Here is an 18,835-nt window from a genome sequence, read left to right on the forward strand (position 1 = left end):
AAAACTTTTCAACGAAATTACGCGCCGCAGTTTTATTTTTGGGCGCGCTTGCGGATTTCCGTTACCGGCGTGCCGCCGATGCCCCAGTTATCCGTATCCACTTCGTCGATAACTACGACGGTGGTGGCTTTGTTTTTGCCTAAAACGTCGTGCAGCAGATTGGTCGCGCCTTCGATGAGCTGGCGCTTTTGCTCCGGGGTCACGTTGCCCTCTTTGGTGATTTTAATATTAACGTACGGCATGGAAATGCCTCCCTTCCATAAATTTTTCGCAGGCGGAATTGGCTTGGCTGTGGCGAACGATAAGGCGAAGCCAGTTTATTATTTATATTATGAGCTAGTCGCTGCAATTTACGCAGGCGGCGCTGGTTTCGTTCGCGCTAAGGCGCAAGCTTTTCGCTGTTTATATTATAGCATGGCGGGCTGAATTTTGCAGTAGTTTGCAGTTTTGCCGAGCGCAAGCCGCTCTTGCCGCCGTCAACGCTAATTCTGCGCGCTTTTGCTTTATTATTTGTTAGTAGTGTGATAAAATAATTATATTATGGGCAAGTGTGCGGCGAGCCCAAAAGGACGGGAGGCGAGGCTGTGACAGCGGAAGAAATTACATACGGAACCTTGTACCTGTGCGCCACGCCCATCGGCAATTTGGAGGACATGACGCCGCGGGCCTTGCGCATGCTGCGGGAGGCGGATTTAATCGCTGCCGAGGACACGCGCCACACCTTGCAGCTTTTAAATCATTTCGGCATTAAGGGCCGTCTTGTCCGTTACGACGAGCACAGCAAGGAAAAGCAGGGCGCTTATTTATTGGAGCAGTTGCTGGCCGGCAAAAATATCGCCTTGGTCAGCGACGCGGGCTTTCCCGGCATCGCCGACCCGGGCGAAGCCTTGGCGAAGGACGCGATTGCCGCGGGCGTGCGCGTAGTGCCAGTGCCCGGCGCCAACGCCGCCTTATGCGCGCTGATTGCTTCCGGCCTGCCCGCGTACCCGTTTTTTTTCGGCGGCTTTTTGCCCAAGAGCAAGCGCAACCGGCGCGAGCAGCTGGAGGCATGGAAATATATTCCGGCGACGATGCTGCTATATGAAGCGCCGCACCGCATCGAAGAGGTGCTGAAGGATATTCTGGAAGCCTGGGGCGACCGTCCCCTGGCGGCGGCGCGGGAGCTGACCAAGCTGCACGAGGAATTTTACCGCGGCACAGTCAGCGGCTGTTTAGCGTGGCTGGAGCAGCAGGGGCCGCGCGGCGAATTTTGTTTAGTCGTCGGGCCGGGCGACGGCGAGCAGCCGAAGGACGAAGAAGAATTGGCGCCTCTGGACGAGGTGCGCCGCTTGCTTGCCGAGGGCATGGACAAAAAATTCGCTCTGGCGCAGGTGGCCAAAAAACGTAAAATCCCCAGGCGGGAATTATATAATCAATTTATTCTTGAAGGAGAAGGGATCAGCAAATGACAAAACCGACTTATTATATTACGACTCCGATTTATTATCCCAGCGATAATCTGCATATCGGTCACGCTTACTGCACGACGGTTGCCGACAGCCTGGCGCGCTTCCATCGTTTGAAGGGCGAGGAGGTTTTCTTCCTGACGGGCAGCGACGAGCACGGCTTGAAGATTCAGCGCAAGGCCAAGGAAAAGGGAGTGACGCCGATTCAATATGTGGACGCGATTATCGCCAATTTTAAGCTGCTGTGGCAGCGCCTGCATATTTCCAATAACGATTTCATCCGCACGAGTCAGGAGCGTCACCACAAGGTGGTGCAGGACGCGCTGCAAAAAATTTACGAGCAGGGCGATATCTACAAAAAGAATTACAAGGGCTTGTACTGCGTGCCCTGCGAATCCTATTGGCTGGAGCGCCAGCTGGACGAGAACGGCTGCTGCCCCGACTGTCACCGTCCCGTTGAAGAGATGGAAGAGGAAAGCTATTTCTTCAAAATGTCCAAGTATCAGGATTGGTGGCTGCAATTTATCGAGGAGCATCCCGATTTCATCCAGCCTGTCAGCCGCCGCAACGAGATGATAAATTTCGTTAAGCAGGGTTTGGAGGATTTGTGCATCACCCGCACGACTTTCGATTGGGGCATCCCCGTGCCCTTTGATAAGAAGCACGTCGTTTACGTTTGGTTCGACGCGCTGCTCAACTATTTGACGGGCATCAAGTACGGCACGGACGACGCTTTCTTCCACAAATTCTGGCCCGCCAGCCTGCATTTGGTAGGCAAGGAAATCGTGCGCTTCCATACGATTATCTGGCCGATTATGCTGCACGCTATGGGCCTGGAGCTGCCGCAGGAGGTTTACGGCCACGGCTGGCTGGTGGTGGACGGCGACAAGATGTCCAAGTCCAAGGGCAATGTTATCGACCCGCTGGCTTTAATCGACGAGTTCGGCGCGGACGCTATCCGCTATTTCCTGCTGCGCGAAATCAATCTGGGCAGCGACGGCAATTTCTCGCGCGACGCGCTGATTACCCGCATCAACGCCGACTTGGCCAACGATTTGGGCAATTTGCTGCACCGCACCGTGAGCATGATTGAAAAATATCACGGCGGCGTGGTGACGGACGCAGGCATCGGCGAGCCCATCGACGACGAGCTGAAGGTTTTGGTAAGCGAAACTGTGGCTAATTACGTCAAAGCCATGGACAGTATGGAAATCAACGCGGCCATTAAGGGCGTGTGGGCGCTCATTAGCCGCACTAATAAGTATATCGACGAAACCGCACCGTGGATTTTGGCTAAGGACGAGGCCAAGGCCGGACGCTTGCAGACCGTGATGTACAATCTGGCGGAAACGCTGCGCATCGTGGCTATCCTAATAAGTCCCTACATTCCGACGACCAGCCCGAAGATTTACGAACAGCTGGGCCTGGCCGTGCCGGAGCAGTTCCTGCTGGCGGACGCCGTTTGGGGCAAGCTGGCTAACGGCACGAAGGTCTGCAAGGGCGACCCGCTGTATCCGCGTATCGAAATTGCCGAGGACGGCGCGACCATTATCGGCGGCAAACGCTACGAGCCCGCTACGCCCGCAGTTAAGGAAGAACCGAAGCCGGCGATGGAGCCCATCAAGCCGGAAATTTCCATCGACGACTTTAGCAAAATTGATTTGCGCGTCGGCAAAGTGCTGGCGGCGGAAAAGGTTAAGAAATCCAAAAAGCTGCTCAAACTGCAGGTGGAAATCGGCGGCGAGGCGCGCACTATCGTCAGCGGTATTTCTCAATACTACGAGCCCGAGCAAATGCTGGGCCGCAACGTCATCGTGGTGGCTAATCTGGCTCCGGCCAAGCTCATGGGCATTGAATCCTTCGGTATGCTGCTGTGCGCTTCCGACGGTCAGGGCAATTTGGCGCTGGCCGAGGCTCCGAACATGGCGTCCGGCAGCCGCGTAAAATAATTGATATTTGTTTAAAATATAAAAAGCTAAAGGACGCTGCAAACGGCGTCTTTTAGCTTCTCTTTTAGTTTGGAAAATGGAGGGCCTATGTCGGAAAAACTTTTTAGCAGGCTTTACTGGCGTCCGTATCTGATGATAGGCGTCAGCATGCTGCTCGTGATGCTCAGCAGCCTGACGCTTTACGTTTTGCCGCACGAATGGCTGGCGACAAATCATAATAACTATGGCTTGTATGCGTTCAAAGCCATGGCATGGCTGATTAAGCTGTCCATGCTGACTTATCTTTTTGGCATTTACCTGGCGCTGCGCAAAAATTATTTCCCGCGGCTGGGAAAATTGTGCTGCAAGGAGGCGCGGGCGGTGATTACGGGCTACAGCAAAAGCTGGACGCGCGGCAAGCAGCTTTGCCCGATTTTTACATATACCGTGGACGGCAAAGAGTACAGCGAAGCGCTGAACGAAGCCCATGGCAGCAGGACGAAGGACGGCGACCAGATCGACAGGGGCTTTACTTTAAAATTGCCGCGCAAAATAAAGTACAATCCGGACGCGCCGCGCGAATTTTATTTGCTGGGCGAGGAATATTATTCCCGCAAGGGCGCGATTGCGCGCTTTGTGCTGTTCAGTCTGTTGTATTTTTTGCAGCTGTATCTGAACGTGTTTATGTATTGACGAGGTGGCGTTATGAGCAGGACTGGTTTGTGGGATTCCCACGCGCATTTGGACGACGAGGCTTTCGATAAGGACAGGGAGGAGCTGCTGGCGCAGCTGGAACAGGATTTGGACGGCGTGATTAACGCGGGCTGCGACGCGGCGAGCTCGGCCAAGGCGGTGGAACTGGCGCGGCGGTACGCTTTTATTTACGCCGCCGTGGGCTATCATCCGGAAAATTTAACCGGGATTCCCGCCGATTATTTAGAGCAGCTGGCTAAGTGGGCGCAGCTGCCCAAGGTTGTCGCTATCGGCGAGATCGGTTTGGATTATTATTGGAAAGAAAACGAGCCCAAAGAAGTGCAGAAGCGGATTTTTCTGGAGCAGATAGATTTGGCCAAGCAATTTAATTTGCCCGTTATTATTCACGACCGCGACGCGCACGGCGATATGCTGGAGCTGTTTCAAAAGGAAGTGCGCGGAGTGCAGGCCGTGTTCCACTGCTTCAGCGGCAGCCTGGAAATGGCGAAGGAGCTGGCGAAGCGCGGTTATTACTTTGGCTTCGGTGGCACGTCCACTTATAAGAACGCGCAGAAGGTGCGCGAGGTTTTGCAATACGTGCCCAAGGAGCTGATTCTGCTGGAAACCGATTGCCCGTATCTGACGCCCGTGCCCTTCCGCGGCAAGCGCAACAATCCCGGCTATGTGGAATACACGGCGCGCAACGCGGCGGAGGTTTTGCAAATGGATTTTGCCGAGCTGGCGGCGTTGACGGCGGCCAATACTAGGCGGCTGTTCTGGAAAATAAAATAAGCCCGGCGATTTTGCCGGGACTTTTGCAAGTGAACTGATGTATGGTATAATGTCTATGAGGTAGCTGGTATGTCGGTTTTATCCTACTCCCTAAGGGCAGGGGGTGATACTATGACGGTTTCAGAAGCTTTATCTTTAATGATAAGTTTTGCAACCTTAGTGGTACTCATTCTATCGTTCCGTAAGTAGTATGAAAAAAACCGCTTAACGGAAGCGGCTCTTTTCCAAAAATTTACAATTATAGAGGAGAAGCCGACTTCCCAATATCAGCTATCTCTTTAATTATTATAAGCTCGAAAATGAAAATAGTCAAGACGTTCTAAAACGCCTTGAGGTTGTGACGCCGTTCTCAGGAGCGGCGTTTTTATTCTTGGGCGAGTGTGAAAAAACTTTTGCAAATGTAGTTGACTTTTTATGATTTGATTGCTAAAATATAATTGAAAGTTTACCGCTGACCAATATGCGGTATATAAATGGTTGGGTTGAAAGTTTACCGCTGACCAATATGCGGTATATAAGTGGTTGAGTTGAAAGTAAAGTCCTTCGCAGTACAGCGAAGGACTTTTTTTATGCGAGGAGAGATATAGTGAAAAAATCCGGGTTCTACATTATACAAGATAAATTTTTTACTGATATGGCAGACCCTTATCTTAAAGGAAATAAGAGTGGTAACAGACCGCATTATTATTGCTTTAAGGATGTGCGTACAGATATATATTGGATGATTCCTTTGTCCAGCCGTATAGATAAATATAGATATTTGATAGAGCAGAGGAATAAATTAGGCAAGTCCTGCGATATTCTGTATATTGCCAAATTAGATAATGATCGTGAGAGCGTATTTTTGATTCAAGATATTTTTCCCGTAATAGATGAATATATAGAAAGAGAATATACGATTGCGGGAAGGCATTTAATATTAACGAGTGAAACCGTTGTCAAAGAGCTTGAACACAGAGCGCGGAAAGTTATCGGTATGTTAAAACGAGGAATAAAATTTACGCCTACGCAGCCGGATATTATTGCGATTTTGCAAAAATTAAAGCAAAAGAAAGCTTTGAAATGATAAATTTGACTGAGATATCTAAAATATTTTAAAAGAAAAACCTGCTTCTGCGTATATGCAGCGGCAGGTTTGCTTTATTTATTTTCGTTCACCGCAAAGCTGTCCAGCGAATACAGCGCTTGGGGCAGATAAACGCGCGTCTGCTCCGCAGGCATGACGTAAAGCAGTTGATAGGTTTTGCCGTTTTGCTTAGCGCTGGCTTCTAGCAGCAGCTTGTCGCCGTAAAAATCCTCGTGGCGGCTCAGCGCGCAGTCCCACACCAGCGCGGTCCCGTGCTGCCAGCGGCAGTACAGCTTTTTATTTGCGTAAGCGGGCAAGGGCTGCTGCGCGTCGTAGCTGACGGTATCCGTTGGGTCGAGGACGGTAGCGGCGCACATCAGCGTATTGCTTGCCGCGCGCACCAGCATAGCGCCCTGGGCGGACGGCAGCTGCTCCAGCGGATCGCTGCCGAAGGCCTGGGGCAGCAGCAGGGAATAACTGCCCGCTGCGCTGTTGGCCGTTACAAAATCGCCGGGCTGGGGCGTGCGTAAAAATTGTTTGGGCAGGGGCGGCTTTTTTACCAGGCTAGGCAAAGGCTTCGGTTTGGGCGCGGCTGCCTGCGGCGCAGTACCTACTGCGGGAGCGGGCTGCTTTGGGGTTTGGTTTTCGGCCACGGCCGCTGCGTCTGCGTTTTGCTCCGCCAAATGCTTTTTAGCTTTGCCTGTCCGTGATCGAGCGCGTTCTGCCGGTGCGGTTGCGACTGCCTTTTCCTTAGCCTGCTGCGGCGTGGTCGGCTCGCTGATGTGGCCCGTGTTGTCCTCCACGGTAATATGCGGCGTGGGCGCGGGCGCGGGCTGCCGCGGCTGCGTGGAAACGTAATCAGGGCGCTTTTGGTAATCCTGCCACACTTCGTCCGGGGTGGCCGCCGCTGCGGCGCTGCACATCGATAAAGTCAGACAGGCCAGCAGCGCTGCCGCTCTCATAATTTTTCGCAGGCTTCGTTGATGGCCGCTTCGTCGACGCGCATAGCCGCAATGGTTTTCTCCATCAGCTCGTCCAGCGTCCAGCCCAAGTCGTCTGCGCCTTCTTTGATAACGTCGCGGTTACAGCCGGCGGCAAATTTTTTATCTTTGAATTTTTTCTTCAGGGATTTCAATTCCATATCCTGCACGCTTTTGGAGGGGCGCATCAACGCTGCCGCGCCGATAAGGCCGGACAGTTCGTCGGCGGCGAAAAGCACCTTTTCCATTTGGTGTTCAGGCTTAATGTCGGCGGCGGTTAAACCGTAGCCGTGGCTGGCGGTGGCGCGGATAATGCTTTCGTCCACGCCGTGCCGGCGCATCAGCTCCTGGGATTTTACGCAGTGCTGTTCGGGATACTGCTCGAAATCGAGATCGTGCAGCAGGCCGACGATGCCCCAGTATTCCTCCTGGTCGCCGTAGCCCAGCTCTCTGGCGAAATAGCGCATAACGCCCTCCACCGTCAGCGCGTGGCGCAGATGAAAGGGCTCCTTGTTGTATTGGGTAAGTAATTTCCAGGCTTCTTCTCTGGTAATCATATTTTCTGCCTCCGTAAATGAATGTGTTAAAGCTGCTGGACAGCGGCGTCCTGCTCTGCTGTCTGCCGGTATGCTCTGCTGCCGCGGCTTGCCGTCAGACGGAGCCGCTGTTTTTCGCGGCGGTCTGCTTTTGCCGGAAGTCGCTGATCATATCCGCCAAAGTGGTATGATCCACCACGCCGTCGATGGCGTCCTGAATTTTTTTATATAAGCCGATAGTGATGCAGGAATCGATTTTGTCGCAGGGAGTTCTGCAATCCAGACAGGATACGGGAGCCAGGCTGCCCTCCACAGTGCGCAGAATTTCTCCTACCGTGTATTCTTCCGGCAGGCGCGCCAGACGGTAGCCTCCCTGCGCGCCGCGGGCGCTCTGGACAAAGCCGTTTTTGCTCAGCTGGTGAATTATCTGCTCCAGATATTTATCGGAAATTTCCTGCCGTTGGGCAACAGCTTTGAGCGGAATGTAGCCGCTCGTTTGGTTGATGGCTAGGTCGAGCATTAAGCGCAGGGCATAGCGCCCCTTGGTAGAAATCTTCATAGTAGTCACAACCTTTCTTATTGACACTATTTTACTATGAAATTAGTAGGAGTTCAATATTTTATTTCCCTTAACAGCGTTTTTGTGATAGAATACCTGTATAATACTGTATTTATTGGAGGCTTGATGATGGATAAACAGAAATTAGATAAAACTTTTAAGTATTACATGGGCTTGTTCACTGCCGATAAGGAATTGGGGCAGCTTATGAGCAAGATAACCTTTCAGGAGCTTTTTAATCCTGAGTTTTTAAAGGAGCACAGCAAATTTACTTCCATGGACGATATCCTGTGGCGCAGCGGTTTCGGCATTATGAATTTGCTGGAGGTGGAGAACGTCAATCAGGATAAATGGAACGAGTATATCGCTAAGAACTGCGAGTGCGAAACCTGGCACGACTTTGGCAAGCTGGCGATGATCGAGTGGATGAAGCGCAAGCTGGAGGAAGTCAAAAAAGAAAAGCATTAAATTCTATTGCCGGAGCCTGCGCAAAAGTTTTTGTTCGTAGCTGTACGTTCATAAAAGGTTAGACAAGCAAACAAAAATTCAAAATAATATTGACAAAGTTCACCATCGGTATTAAAATATAAACAAACGAAGATTTACCGGGTGGTGATAAATGTGAAAAGGATTTTATTTGTATTGGCGTTTGCTTGCATGGCGTATGGGATGTATGGCAGCGCGTTCGCAGACGAGCCGGTCTATCGCAATTGCAGCGTTACCGTGGCTCAGGGCGATACGCTGTGGGACATTGCCTGGCGGCACACGGAAAATAAAGAGGATGTGCGCGAGGTTATGCATCGCATTTCCCGGGCTAACGCCTTGAAGTCCAGGCATATTTATCCGGGCCAGGTTTTGCAGGTGCCGATGCGTGTGCAGGATAGCGGCCTGATGGTTGCTACCAAATAGACGAAGTAATTTTACAGAATAAACACAAGGCTTTTGCTCGTCAGCGTCGAATTAAGTTAATATATTAGCTTATTATTGCTGATTAAGGAGGCGTTGAAGATGCAAGGTAAGAAATGGATAGCCGCGGCGTTGGTTGCAGGCTTTATTTTAGGAAACGGAATGGCTCCCGTACAGGCGGGGATTTTGGATAAGGTTATTAAGGGCGGCGTTATCGGCTATGCGGTGGACGCTACGGCCGGGCCGCTGAACGACGGCATTAACGCCGTAACGGCCAAGTACGGCGTCAGCACTACGGACGCCACCAAGGTAGTGCCGATTATTTCCGTAGGCGACGGCAGCCGCGCGGGCGCGGCGCAGGTATCGGGACCGGTAGAAAAGGTTGACCAGGTTAAGGCCGCCTTGATTATCGAGCAGACAATTTTGGGCATCCGGGCAAAAATTTTGATTCCCGTGGACAGAGTGGATTATAAAAATGTGAACCGCGTTCAGGGCGTAGGCGTGAGCGCTTCTCTGGACGTCAAAATATAAAAATTTCTCAGCGCAGTAAAAACGAATGCGCCGCTTGCATACGAAAGCGGCGCGTTTTATATTGCCCGATTTTTTAGAAATTATAGGTTGCCTGCACCATGCCGCTGAAGCCGTCCCTTTGTCCCTGATACCCCGTCAGGTTCAAGTCCAGGCTCCACGGCGAAATGGCCGCGTCTTTAAATTTAAGGCCGATTTTGCCGATAACCGTTCCGCCCTCCAGGCTCTGCGTCGGCAGGTCGAACTGCGCGGCCCGCATATCGCTGTCGCCGCTGAATTCGTATTCGTAAGCGAGGCCGTAAACTGCGCTCCACTTATTGCTTTTATTTGTCGTGAGCTGCGCGCCGATGCGGACGCGGTCGCTCTTGACGGAATCGAAGGTAATTTTATCGCCGTCGATATTGAAGCTGTCGCCGTCGACGTAGGTGTGGAAATACTTGCCGTAAACGTCCAGCTCCTTATCGCCGCCGACTGCGAAGAGCTTGCCCACGCCCACGTGCGCGCCGTAATACGTCGAGTCGGACTCGTAGCCGTAAGAATTACCCGCGCCGTCCTTCACGGCGTTGCTCATTTCGGATTTTAAAGCGCCGACGCGCAGCGAGCCTTCGTAATAGAAGCCGTCGCTACGGCGCAATCTTGCGGCTACGCCGCCGCCGTTGTAGAGCAGATTGCCGTCGCCGCGGAAAAATTCGCTGTTGAAATTATTATACGTGCGGTAATTGCCCGTGCCGTTTTCGTAGAAGACGCCCCAGTCGAAATCGCCGGAAGAAGTCTTATGCGTGCCGCCGAAGCCGACGATGTCGCTCCAGCCGTTGATTTTCAAATCGTCGCTGACGTCGTAGCTGCTGCGGTTGCCGTAAACGGCGGCGAAGGTTTTAAAGCCGTAGTCGTATTGTTCGGCAAGGGACGCCAGACCGTCGGCAATTAAGTCGCTGCCCTGGTTGACGAACGCAGCGGCGACGGCCCTGTTTTCGGCGATTAAATTAACCTGCGGATTGGCCGCGATTTCTTTGACGGTGTAGCGCAACCCTTCGTTTACGACTTCCGCTTGGCCTTTGCCGATTGTAGCGACGCCTGCGGAAAAACCGCTGTCGTGTACGTTGTTTAAATCGACGTCTAAGTTTTCGCCTTTGATAAGCAGCATGGAATCGTTGGCTTTGATAGCGGAAGCGTTGCTAAAGCTGTTCAAATTAACGGTTGTCTTGGCCAGGCTTTCTTGCTGGCCGTCGCTGTTGTTTATCGTCAGCACGCTGCCTGTGTTTTCCCACTCTATGTCGTTAAAGTTAAGCGCATCGAAGCCGTTCAGGCTGTTGACAAAATTATTTTTCCCAGTTATGACGGCGCTGTTTCCAGCGTGGCTTGAAACATTAGAATTATAGGCGTATAAATTTATATTGCCGATAGACGCGCCGTTGAGTAAAATGGCGTTATTGTTTACCGCGCCGTTCTCGCTGTAGCCAGCGTAAATTTTGGCGTCCGCAGCGGCAGTATAATTCCCGCTGATGATAATCGTACCGCCTGTGGCGTCGCCGCTGCTGGCGTAGCTGCCCGCGATAACGCTGGCGTTGGTGCTTACAGTAGCATCTAAATATAATTTGCCGCTTTTATCTGTCGATTTTGAATTATAATGCGCTGTACCGTCGACATCCGTATATTTTCCTGTTAAAATAGATTTGTTTACACCCATAGAAATATCTTTATGAGAGTCTGAATTTGCATCGTTTGTATAAATCTTGATATTGTGAATACGTATGCCGTTGCTGGTTAGGTTCCTGTCGTCGTTAATCATATCCTTTTCAAGTTTATTGCTGACAGCTTCGGATAGACTTACATTATCTTCTTTAAAATTTATATTTTTCCCATCCACTATGAGGTATCGCTTATTGTCTGCGATTAAATCTGTATCATCGCTTAGCGAGGTAATAATTATTTTTGTATCGTCTAAATCAGAACGACTTGTAGTGGAAAAAACTGCGTTGTCTATACCGTTGTACAAATCGTCACTAAAGGAAAGATTATTGAAAATTAAATTATTAAAGTTATTTGCGCTTTTTACCTTACCGCCCCATTGATTGATAATAAGATTATTGTTAGTGCCGTTGCTGCCGTTATTAGAGCCGTAAAGATTAGCGTTTGTAATAGAAGCGTTGTCGCTAATCTCGATGTAGTTTTTGGTTACTATGGAATTATTGCTTGCGGCTTTTGTAGTTGGGGTAGAAAAACCGGCATAAATATTAGCGTTGGATTCAACAATTCCTTTGATTTTTACATAGTTATTTTCAACAATTCCTCCTAAATTATTTTTTTGCGTGCCGGAAGTGTTATTGCCGCCTGCAATATTTAAGAGCGTTGTGGATGTTATCTTCGCATCGGAATTTATAATAATACCGTTGTCTTTTAGATTACAGCCGGTAATAGAGGAGCCGCCGTATATATCAGGAGTATATTTAGCATTTATTTTTATGTTACCTGATAAAGTAACAATATTTTCTTTTATATCTATATTTTCGCTACCTTGCGAAAATCCTCCGATAATATCTCCGCCGCTGACATTAGAGTTTATATTGATTGTGCTATTGGAAATATTTACAGTATTTTTTTCGATGATTGGTTTGTCATTACTTGAAAACCAAATTGTGCTGTCACCGCTGTTTTGGGTATAGTTTGCAAAACCGCCGACAATTTGTCCGTTAATTGTGCTGCCCTTGATGGTAATTTGATTATTTGTTATGCCAGAATGAGTTGGCGCTAATCCGCCTGTAACATTTGAAACTGTACTATTATTAGTAATTTCGATTCTATTGTTAAAAACAAGAAAATAACTTTTTGAGTCAGCCATTCCTCCGAAGATACCATTATTAGTAGTTGAATTGTCTAACAAAATATATGAGTCAAAGGCGTTTTCATTTCTTGCGCCAAAAATTTGCTTGTTAATTGCTTCATCTTTATAAGTATGTTGCTTACTTCCTGACGCAAGACAATGGCTTAATGTCAAAGCAGATAGTAAATATCCTAAGGATAAGGTAGTGATGATTGTTTTGCTTGATAAGTTATTTTTACGCATAAAAAACACCTCCCTAAAAAATCTTAGGGAGGAGCAACGGAAGGGCAGGTTTTGCACAGGTGCGAGTACCCCCCCTATGGCGAACTCTTGTTTTTAAAAATCGCAATGGATTTCCTACTCTTATTGTAGCATAAGAAAATAAGAAGGCGCAATAGCTGCGAAAAATTTAAAGTAGTATGAAAAAACCGCTTAACGTGCGGTTAAGCGGTTTTCATATTAAGCGCAAATTTCTTTTTCTTTATAGCATTCGTAAATATAGTCGCGCGATTGATAATAAAAATCCGTATTATAGTCGGATATCACGTCGTCAATCCACGACAAATAAACTTCCAATAAAATTTTAATAACGATTTTTTCGTCGTCGCCGCAAATATCTTCAATCAAACGCTCGTAAACTTCTCCTATCGTCCAGTAATCCGGGACGTCATAGCGGCAAGCGGCAATATTGTCGAAAGTTCCTTGAGGAATGTTGTGGCTTTCAATAAAATCAGCTGCGGTTTTGGCGATAGGCTCGCAATGAAAAATATCTGCGTATGCATAGATATGGGCAATAGTTTTAGCGCCTAAAAATTTTACTACATCCGCACGTTTCAATTTTTGCTCGCGTCCAATAAATTCTATTAAACTGCAAGTATAGAATAAAGCGCTATTATTTTTCATTGCGTACTTCCTCCGCTTTCAAAAAATTTAAAGTTGTCAATGCGCGCGCAGTATGAAAACTAATTTGATGCGTTGGTTTTTTGAATTTTGCCAAAGCCCAAAACGCTTCTCTGCTAATTTTTCCATCAACAAAATTTTGCACATAGTTAAAAATAGTATCGTTAGCCATTGGGCCTTCCACAATATCGTAGCTATGGGAATTGCCTGAACGACATGCTGCAATAAAATCCAGCCACTCTTCGCTCATTTCTGAAAAACGTTTTATGTTCAGGGTTTCATCAGGAAGATATTCATATTCATTAAGATAACCTACTCCGTTAAATCGAGTGGCCCAGCGGATTGCTTGCTGCGGATACAGCGTGCAGTAAAAGCCGAAATAAAAATCTTTATTGTATTTTTGAATACGTATTTCGGGCGATTCCACAATAACTTTACTTCCGTGATATAGAATCATTACGTAGCACCTCCCGTTCCGTAAGTAGTATGAAAAAAACCGCTTAACGGTGAAGCGGCTCTTTTCCAAATATCATTAAATTATGAGGAGAAGCCGACTTTCCGCAGTCAACTATCTCTTTACTTATTATAAGCTTCAACTAAAAAATAGTCAAGTTTTTGCAATGAACGACCCAACTATTTTCCCAAGTCGCGTTTCGGAACTGGCAGCGCGTGGGCAAAATTAAAAACGGCGCGCGCTGTGGTATACGCCGCTTGCAATCCGTCATAAAAAAATTACGCCGCTTTCGCTGGGAAGGCGGCGTTTTGCTTTTACAAAACCTTTTGCAAAAGGTTGAGCACGTTCTGGTGCGTAATTTTGGCGATGGTGGCGTCGCTGTATTTTGCGGATAAGAAGTCGACCAGCGGCTTGTAATCCTGCACGCCGTTAATATTGTAGGGCGGGTGGCTGATGCCGTCGAAGTCGCTGCCGAAGCCGACGTGGTCGTCGTTGCCCATGAGGTTCAGCATATAATCGATGTGGCGGTACACGCTTTCAATGCAGGCGTTATGGTAATCCTCTTCCAGAAATTGCCCGGCGAAGGTAACGCCGATAAGGCCGTCGTTCGCGTTAATCGCCAAAATCTGTTTGTCGTCCAGATTGCGCGGATGCGGGCACAAGCCTTTAGCGTTGGAATGCGTGGCGATGATGGGCTTGCTGCTGGCTTCGATAACGTCCCAAAAACCTGCGGGCGCGATGTGCGATACGTCGACGAGCATACCCAGCTTATTCATTTCGGCGACGACCTTGCGGCCGAAAACGGTGAGCCCGCCGCCGCTGCTTGCTTCGTTCACGCCGTCGGCGATGTCGTTGCGGTTGCTCCAGGTCAAAGTCATGGCGCGCACGCCCAGCTCGTACAGGCAGCGCAGCGCCTCCAGGCTGCCGTCGATAGCGCCGCCCTCTTCGATGGCGAGCAACGTGGCGGCCCGGTGGTTTAAGACGTCGGCGGCGTCGGCCTTAGTGCGCACCTGTAGCACGTCGACGCCGGCTGCCCGCAGCTTTTTGCATTCCTGCAAATATTTGTCCAGCAGCTGCAGCGTGTAGCGCAGGCCGCCGTAATAGCGGAATTCCGGCGTGGGCACGAAGATGGCGCAGAACTGCAGGCCGCCGCCCAAAGCGATTTGGCGCTTAATATCGAAGTGCTGCTCGTTGCCGTACAGGTCGGCGTTCTTTTTATAAAGTTCGGTTAAGGTGTCGCAGTGACAATCGCAAATAAACATTTACCTACCTCCTGACGAAATTAGCTTTAAGACGCGGCTGCGTTTGGTAAATGCGCGCGCGTTCAGATTTTTCAAGGCAAAGAAACAGCAGCCGCCGAGGGCTGCTGTTCAATCCGTGCGTTACAAAAATTATATTGCCGCCGCGTCGGCTTAGTAGCCGGTGTAGTAGAAGAAGAAAGTCATGCCTAAGGTTACGGCCATAGCGCCCATCATGGGGATGGCGGTGCGCTTAACCAAATCGAAGGAAGAAATGCCGCCCATGCTGGAGGATACTACGATAACCGCCGTAATCGGGGACAGGTTGCGCATGATGGAAGCGGCGAAATGCATCGGCAGCAGCATCAGCACCGGGTGCAGCCCGGTGGAAGCGGCTACGGCGGGCGTCAGCGCGGCAAAAGCGAAGAAGGGCGCGTTGCCGGAACCCATAACGATGGCGGAACCGGCGATAATCGCTACCATGACGAGCATCATGGCCATGGGGCCGAAGCCCAGGCTCTTGCTGCCGTCGATCATCGCGTTGATGGTGCCCATGGAAATCAAGCCCTGGGCGAAGGTCTGGCCGGCGACGATCAGCGTGATTACGTTAGCCATTTGCAAGCCCAAGCCGTCGAAGAAAACCTGAATATCGTCCAAAACTTTTTTGCCGTCGCGGTGGCGGATAAATTCGCAGCACACGCCGATGAAGAGGCCGATGAACATGGCCATAACGATATTCATTTTAATGGAAGTAATCCACAAGGAGCTGAAGCTGAGGATTAACGCCAGCGGAATAACGGGCAGAATGGCGTAAAACGCCGGAGCGGTATCGGCCTCGTCCTTTACGCTTTCAACTTCCATCGGTTTTACGACGTGACCGTCGCGTTTATCCATATATTTTTGCGTCAGGTAATGCAGCACGCCTACGACAACGAAGGCTACGGCTACGATGGGAACCTGGTAGTGGCTCCAGTAAAATACCGGGTCCACGCCCGCGGTTTCGGCGGAAAGAATCGTGCCGGTGTCGCTGGGGCTCCAGTCGAAGCACAGGGTGGTGGCTACGGCCGCGGTTGCGGACAGGCGGCTTACGCCCAGGCCCATCAGAATCGGGAACATCGTCACCATCAGCAGCATGGCCAGGCCGGAGGCGCTGTTGATGCACAAACCGATGAGCATACCAACGATCCAGGTGCCGCTCATTACGAGGTAGGGCGATTTCAGCGCCAGCAAGGGTTTGATGGTCATGCGCACGAGCGCGCGGGACGCGCCGATTTTATCCATATATTTGGCGAACGCGCCTACGGACATAATGTTCAAGCCCAATTTACCGGCTGTGGAGCTTAACGTAGCGCGGATAAATTCAAACGCGTCGAAGAAAACGGAACCGGTGGTAGCCTTGGGCCCCAGAATTTGGCCGTAACCTAAAATAACGGCTAAATACATCATCACCATACCGCCCATGAAGAGCACCGGTTGAGGTTTGTACTTTTTGTAAATCAGATAACCGACCCAAAAAGTAACGATCGCAGAAATAACTACACCCATTTGCAACATCCTTTCTCGTTCAGTTTATTTTGCAAAAAAATTATGGTAACTCCATTATATCATAGCCGTGTATCGCAGGGCAAGAAAAACCCCGCCTCGCAATTTTGCAGACGGGGTTTAGTAAATTAAGAATGTATAAAATTTGTTTTGGCGCGGTTATTCGTGAATCTTCCAACCGTTCAACCATTTCGCAGTGGCGGCGGCGCCGTGGTCGATAATTTCGCTGCGCCCTCTGTCCAGGGCGGCGATAGCCCGCATATCTTCGTCGCTCAGGGAAAAATCCCAAACGTGGAAATTTTCTTCCATGCGCTCTTGATGCGTCGATTTGGGAATCACTATTACGCCGCGTTGGATATTCCAGCGCAGCGCCACCTGCGCTATGCTTTTATTATATTTAGCGGCGACGCCCGCCAGCGCGGCGTTGTCGAAGATGCCGAACTTGCCCTCGGCGAACGGCCCCCACGCTTGCGGCTGCACTTGGAGTTCCCGCATATTGGCCAGCGCGTCGGCTTGCTGGAAAAAGGGATGCAGCTCGATTTGATTGACCATGGGGACAATCGCGGCGTTTACGCATAAATCCGTCAGACGGTCCGGATAAAAATTGCATACGCCGATAGCGCGTATCCTGCCTTCCTGATAAAGTTCTTCCAGCGCGCGCCACGAGCCGTAATAATCGCCGAAGGGTTGATGAATGAGATAGAGGTCTAAATAGTCGAGCCCAAGTTTGCGCAGCGAGGTATAGAAGGCTTTTTTGGCGTTTTCGTAACCCGCGTCCTGAATCCAAAGCTTGGTAGTGATAAAAAGTTCCTCGCGCGGCAAGCCGCTCTTTTTGACGGCGGCGCCCACAGCTTCTTCGTTAAAATAAGCCGCGGCTGTATCGATTAAACGGTATCCCGTCGCGAGCGCCCGGCTGACGGCGGTTTCGCAAGCGGCGGCGTCCGGCACCTGGAAGACGCCGAAGCCCAACATCGGCATTTCCACGCCGTTACTCAACTTTGTTGTTTCCATAAAATTCATCTCCTTGTATAATAATGTTAGTTAATATTTTGGATAGCGTATCTTGACCGACGCTTTCGTACTTTTATTATAACCCGGATATTTTCGCTTGGGAATTTCCGGAAAAGCAACGGAGTGTTAACCTAGAGTTTATGCCGGAGGAATCGCCATGTATAACGAGCAGCTCAAAGTTTTTGTCGAAGTCGCCGATTGCGGCAGTTTTACTAAAGCCGCCGCCAAGCTTTACATATCGCCAACCGCCGTGATGAAGCAAATGAATCTTTTAGAGGAACGGCTGGGGCTGCAGCTTTTATTGCGCAACGCCCGCGGCGCGAGCCTGACGGAAGCGGGCAAATCTATTTATCGGGACGCGCGCTTTATGATGCAATATTCCGAAGCGGCGCTCGCTAGAGCCCGCGACGCCCAGGCGTCCGGCAGTCAGACCATCCGGGTGGGCAGCTCCGCTTTATACCCGTGTAAAAATTTGGTGGCTTTATGGAATCGGGTCAGCGCCGAATATCCGCAGTTACGGCTGCAAGTAATTCCTTTTGCGGATACGGATAGCAGCGAAGCCCACCGCAACATTGGGAAAAAATACGATTTGGTAGTAGGCGTTTACGACCCCGCCGCCGCGGGCATTTCTTGCGGCATTCTGCAATTAGGCCGATGCGGCTTCGGCGTAGCTATGTCCTGCAAGCACCGTTTGGCGCGCAAGGACAAGCTTGCTATCGCCGACTTGCACGGCGAAACGCTGCTGGTTATGCGGCCGGGGAACAGCCCGGCGAACGATACGATTCGCCGCGAAATAGAAAAGGAACATCCGCAAATAAAAATTGCGGACGCTCCCCATTTCTACAATTTAGACGTTTTTAATTATTGCGAAGCAAATTCCTGCCTGCTGCTGACGTTGGATTGCTGGAAGGACGTCCATCCGTCGCTGGCCACTGTGCCCATGGACGTTCCGTACAGCATACCTTACGGCATAGTCCACGCCGCCGAACCTAACGCCGGGACGAAACTTTTCCTGGACGTCGTGGCCGCTGTTTTGCGGGACGAAAAAGATTTGCCAAACGGCGGCGAAGCTTTTTAAGCGAAGTTTAGGCGCGCTTCCCGGAACGAATCGTTACTCAAAAGAATGTTTGCGATAAAAACAACGCCCGCGCGTACTGCGGTAGTACGCCGGGCGTTTGCGGTTTTAGAAAAAACGATTTAGTTTCGCGATAAAATTTATTCTACGACTTCCAAGCCGTTGGCCTGCGCCAAGGCATAAACTTCTTCCTTACGCAAGCTGGTAAGTTTCATGATTTTAGCTAACGAATCTTTTTCTTTAAGCAACTCCAGCGCAATATTGCGGCGTTCTTCGATTCTTCCTTCTTCTCGCCCTTCCTTGCGTCCTTCCATGCGTTCGTCCTTTAATCTTGTAGATAAAACCATATATTCTCGCCTCG

At 50.0% G+C, this 18,835-nt stretch carries 20 protein-coding genes and 1 pseudogene; 10 read left to right on the top strand and 11 right to left on the bottom strand.

Annotation, left to right across the window (positions count from 1 at the left end):
• Positions 1–32: 32 nt before the first annotated feature.
• Complete coding sequence (locus tag Q4E64_RS10235) at positions 33–242, bottom strand: 4-oxalocrotonate tautomerase family protein (RefSeq protein ID WP_303167814.1); 210 nt, start codon at positions 240–242, stop codon at positions 33–35.
• 342 nt (positions 243–584) lie between these two features.
• Between Q4E64_RS10235 and rsmI the strand changes: the two genes are divergently transcribed.
• The 6 genes from rsmI to cptIN all read left to right on the top strand — a co-directional run bounded on the left by rsmI (position 585) and on the right by cptIN (position 5,924).
• Positions 585–1,448 (top strand): 16S rRNA (cytidine(1402)-2'-O)-methyltransferase, encoded by an 864-nt coding sequence (gene rsmI / locus Q4E64_RS10240; RefSeq protein WP_303167815.1) that lies wholly within the window; start codon positions 585–587, stop codon positions 1,446–1,448.
• The gene (gene metG, locus Q4E64_RS10245) at positions 1,445–3,394 is read left to right on the top strand and encodes a methionine--tRNA ligase (protein WP_303167816.1); all 1,950 of its coding nucleotides are present in this window, start codon (positions 1,445–1,447) and stop codon (positions 3,392–3,394) included. The genes rsmI and metG overlap by 4 nt, the downstream gene beginning before the upstream one ends.
• 87 nt (positions 3,395–3,481) lie before the next feature.
• A complete protein-coding gene (locus tag Q4E64_RS10250) occupies positions 3,482–4,066 on the top strand; it encodes a hypothetical protein (RefSeq protein ID WP_303167817.1) in 585 nt (194 codons plus the stop codon).
• Positions 4,067–4,078: 12 nt separating this feature from the next.
• Entirely contained in the window at positions 4,079–4,858 is a 780-nt protein-coding gene (locus Q4E64_RS10255) for a TatD family hydrolase (protein WP_303167818.1), read from the top strand.
• A 111-nt stretch (positions 4,859–4,969) separates the two neighbouring features.
• Complete coding sequence (locus tag Q4E64_RS11510) at positions 4,970–5,047, top strand: putative holin-like toxin (protein WP_366935991.1); 78 nt, start codon at positions 4,970–4,972, stop codon at positions 5,045–5,047.
• Positions 5,048–5,444: 397 nt separating this feature from the next.
• Positions 5,445–5,924, top strand: a complete 480-nt coding sequence (cptIN, locus tag Q4E64_RS10260) for a type III toxin-antitoxin system CptIN family toxin (protein ID WP_303167819.1) — start codon at positions 5,445–5,447, stop codon at positions 5,922–5,924.
• 74 nt (positions 5,925–5,998) lie between these two features.
• Here cptIN and Q4E64_RS10265 read toward each other — a convergent pair whose 3' ends face one another.
• From Q4E64_RS10265 to Q4E64_RS10275, 3 genes are all read right to left on the bottom strand, one after another.
• A complete protein-coding gene (locus Q4E64_RS10265; protein WP_303167820.1) occupies positions 5,999–6,886 on the bottom strand; it encodes a hypothetical protein in 888 nt (295 codons plus the stop codon).
• On the bottom strand, positions 6,883–7,461 hold the full coding sequence (locus Q4E64_RS10270) for a hydrolase (protein WP_303167821.1): 579 nt from the start codon (positions 7,459–7,461) through the stop codon (positions 6,883–6,885). Before Q4E64_RS10270 ends, Q4E64_RS10265 begins: the two co-directional genes overlap by 4 nt.
• A 94-nt stretch (positions 7,462–7,555) precedes the next feature.
• A complete protein-coding gene (locus Q4E64_RS10275) occupies positions 7,556–7,999 on the bottom strand; it encodes an Rrf2 family transcriptional regulator (RefSeq protein ID WP_303167822.1) in 444 nt (147 codons plus the stop codon).
• Between the two features lie 126 nt (positions 8,000–8,125).
• Between Q4E64_RS10275 and Q4E64_RS10280 the strand changes: the two genes are divergently transcribed.
• The 3 genes from Q4E64_RS10280 to Q4E64_RS10290 all read left to right on the top strand — a co-directional run bounded on the left by Q4E64_RS10280 (position 8,126) and on the right by Q4E64_RS10290 (position 9,436).
• The gene (locus Q4E64_RS10280; protein ID WP_303167823.1) at positions 8,126–8,467 is read left to right on the top strand and encodes a hypothetical protein; all 342 of its coding nucleotides are present in this window, start codon (positions 8,126–8,128) and stop codon (positions 8,465–8,467) included.
• 153 nt (positions 8,468–8,620) lie between these two features.
• A complete protein-coding gene (locus Q4E64_RS10285) occupies positions 8,621–8,908 on the top strand; it encodes a LysM peptidoglycan-binding domain-containing protein (RefSeq protein ID WP_303167824.1) in 288 nt (95 codons plus the stop codon).
• Positions 8,909–9,007: 99 nt separating this feature from the next.
• Positions 9,008–9,436 carry a hypothetical protein gene (locus Q4E64_RS10290; protein ID WP_303167825.1) on the top strand — a complete coding sequence of 143 codons (429 nt, stop codon included), beginning with the start codon at positions 9,008–9,010 and terminating at the stop codon, positions 9,434–9,436.
• Positions 9,437–9,509: 73 nt separating this feature from the next.
• Here Q4E64_RS10290 and Q4E64_RS10295 read toward each other — a convergent pair whose 3' ends face one another.
• From Q4E64_RS10295 to Q4E64_RS10320, 6 genes are all read right to left on the bottom strand, one after another.
• Positions 9,510–12,272 (bottom strand): autotransporter outer membrane beta-barrel domain-containing protein, encoded by a 2,763-nt coding sequence (locus Q4E64_RS10295; RefSeq protein ID WP_303167826.1) that lies wholly within the window; start codon positions 12,270–12,272, stop codon positions 9,510–9,512.
• Between the two features lie 441 nt (positions 12,273–12,713).
• The gene (locus tag Q4E64_RS10300; RefSeq protein ID WP_303167827.1) at positions 12,714–13,157 is read right to left on the bottom strand and encodes a hypothetical protein; all 444 of its coding nucleotides are present in this window, start codon (positions 13,155–13,157) and stop codon (positions 12,714–12,716) included.
• Entirely contained in the window at positions 13,147–13,611 is a 465-nt protein-coding gene (locus Q4E64_RS10305) for a DUF3990 domain-containing protein (RefSeq protein ID WP_303167828.1), read from the bottom strand. The genes Q4E64_RS10300 and Q4E64_RS10305 overlap by 11 nt, the downstream gene beginning before the upstream one ends.
• A 311-nt stretch (positions 13,612–13,922) precedes the next feature.
• Positions 13,923–14,870: a dipeptidase gene (locus Q4E64_RS10310; protein ID WP_303167829.1), complete on the bottom strand. Its 948-nt coding sequence runs from the start codon at positions 14,868–14,870 to the stop codon at positions 13,923–13,925.
• A 150-nt stretch (positions 14,871–15,020) separates the two neighbouring features.
• Positions 15,021–16,391: a C4-dicarboxylate transporter DcuC gene (gene dcuC / locus Q4E64_RS10315; RefSeq protein WP_303167830.1), complete on the bottom strand. Its 1,371-nt coding sequence runs from the start codon at positions 16,389–16,391 to the stop codon at positions 15,021–15,023.
• A 156-nt stretch (positions 16,392–16,547) separates the two neighbouring features.
• Positions 16,548–17,399, bottom strand: a complete 852-nt coding sequence (locus Q4E64_RS10320; protein ID WP_303167831.1) for an aldo/keto reductase — start codon at positions 17,397–17,399, stop codon at positions 16,548–16,550.
• A gap of 157 nt (positions 17,400–17,556) precedes the next feature.
• On the opposite strand from Q4E64_RS10320, the gene Q4E64_RS10325 reads away from it, so the two are divergent.
• Positions 17,557–18,477 carry a LysR family transcriptional regulator gene (locus Q4E64_RS10325; RefSeq protein WP_303167832.1) on the top strand — a complete coding sequence of 307 codons (921 nt, stop codon included), beginning with the start codon at positions 17,557–17,559 and terminating at the stop codon, positions 18,475–18,477.
• Between the two features lie 137 nt (positions 18,478–18,614).
• On the opposite strand, the pseudogene Q4E64_RS10330 reads toward Q4E64_RS10325, so the two are convergent.
• Positions 18,615–18,835 (bottom strand): annotated as a pseudogene (locus Q4E64_RS10330) (hypothetical protein); the annotation flags it as partial.

The sequence above is a fragment of the Phascolarctobacterium sp. genome, assembly GCF_030531065.1.
GTDB lineage: Bacteria > Bacillota > Negativicutes > Acidaminococcales > Acidaminococcaceae > Phascolarctobacterium_A.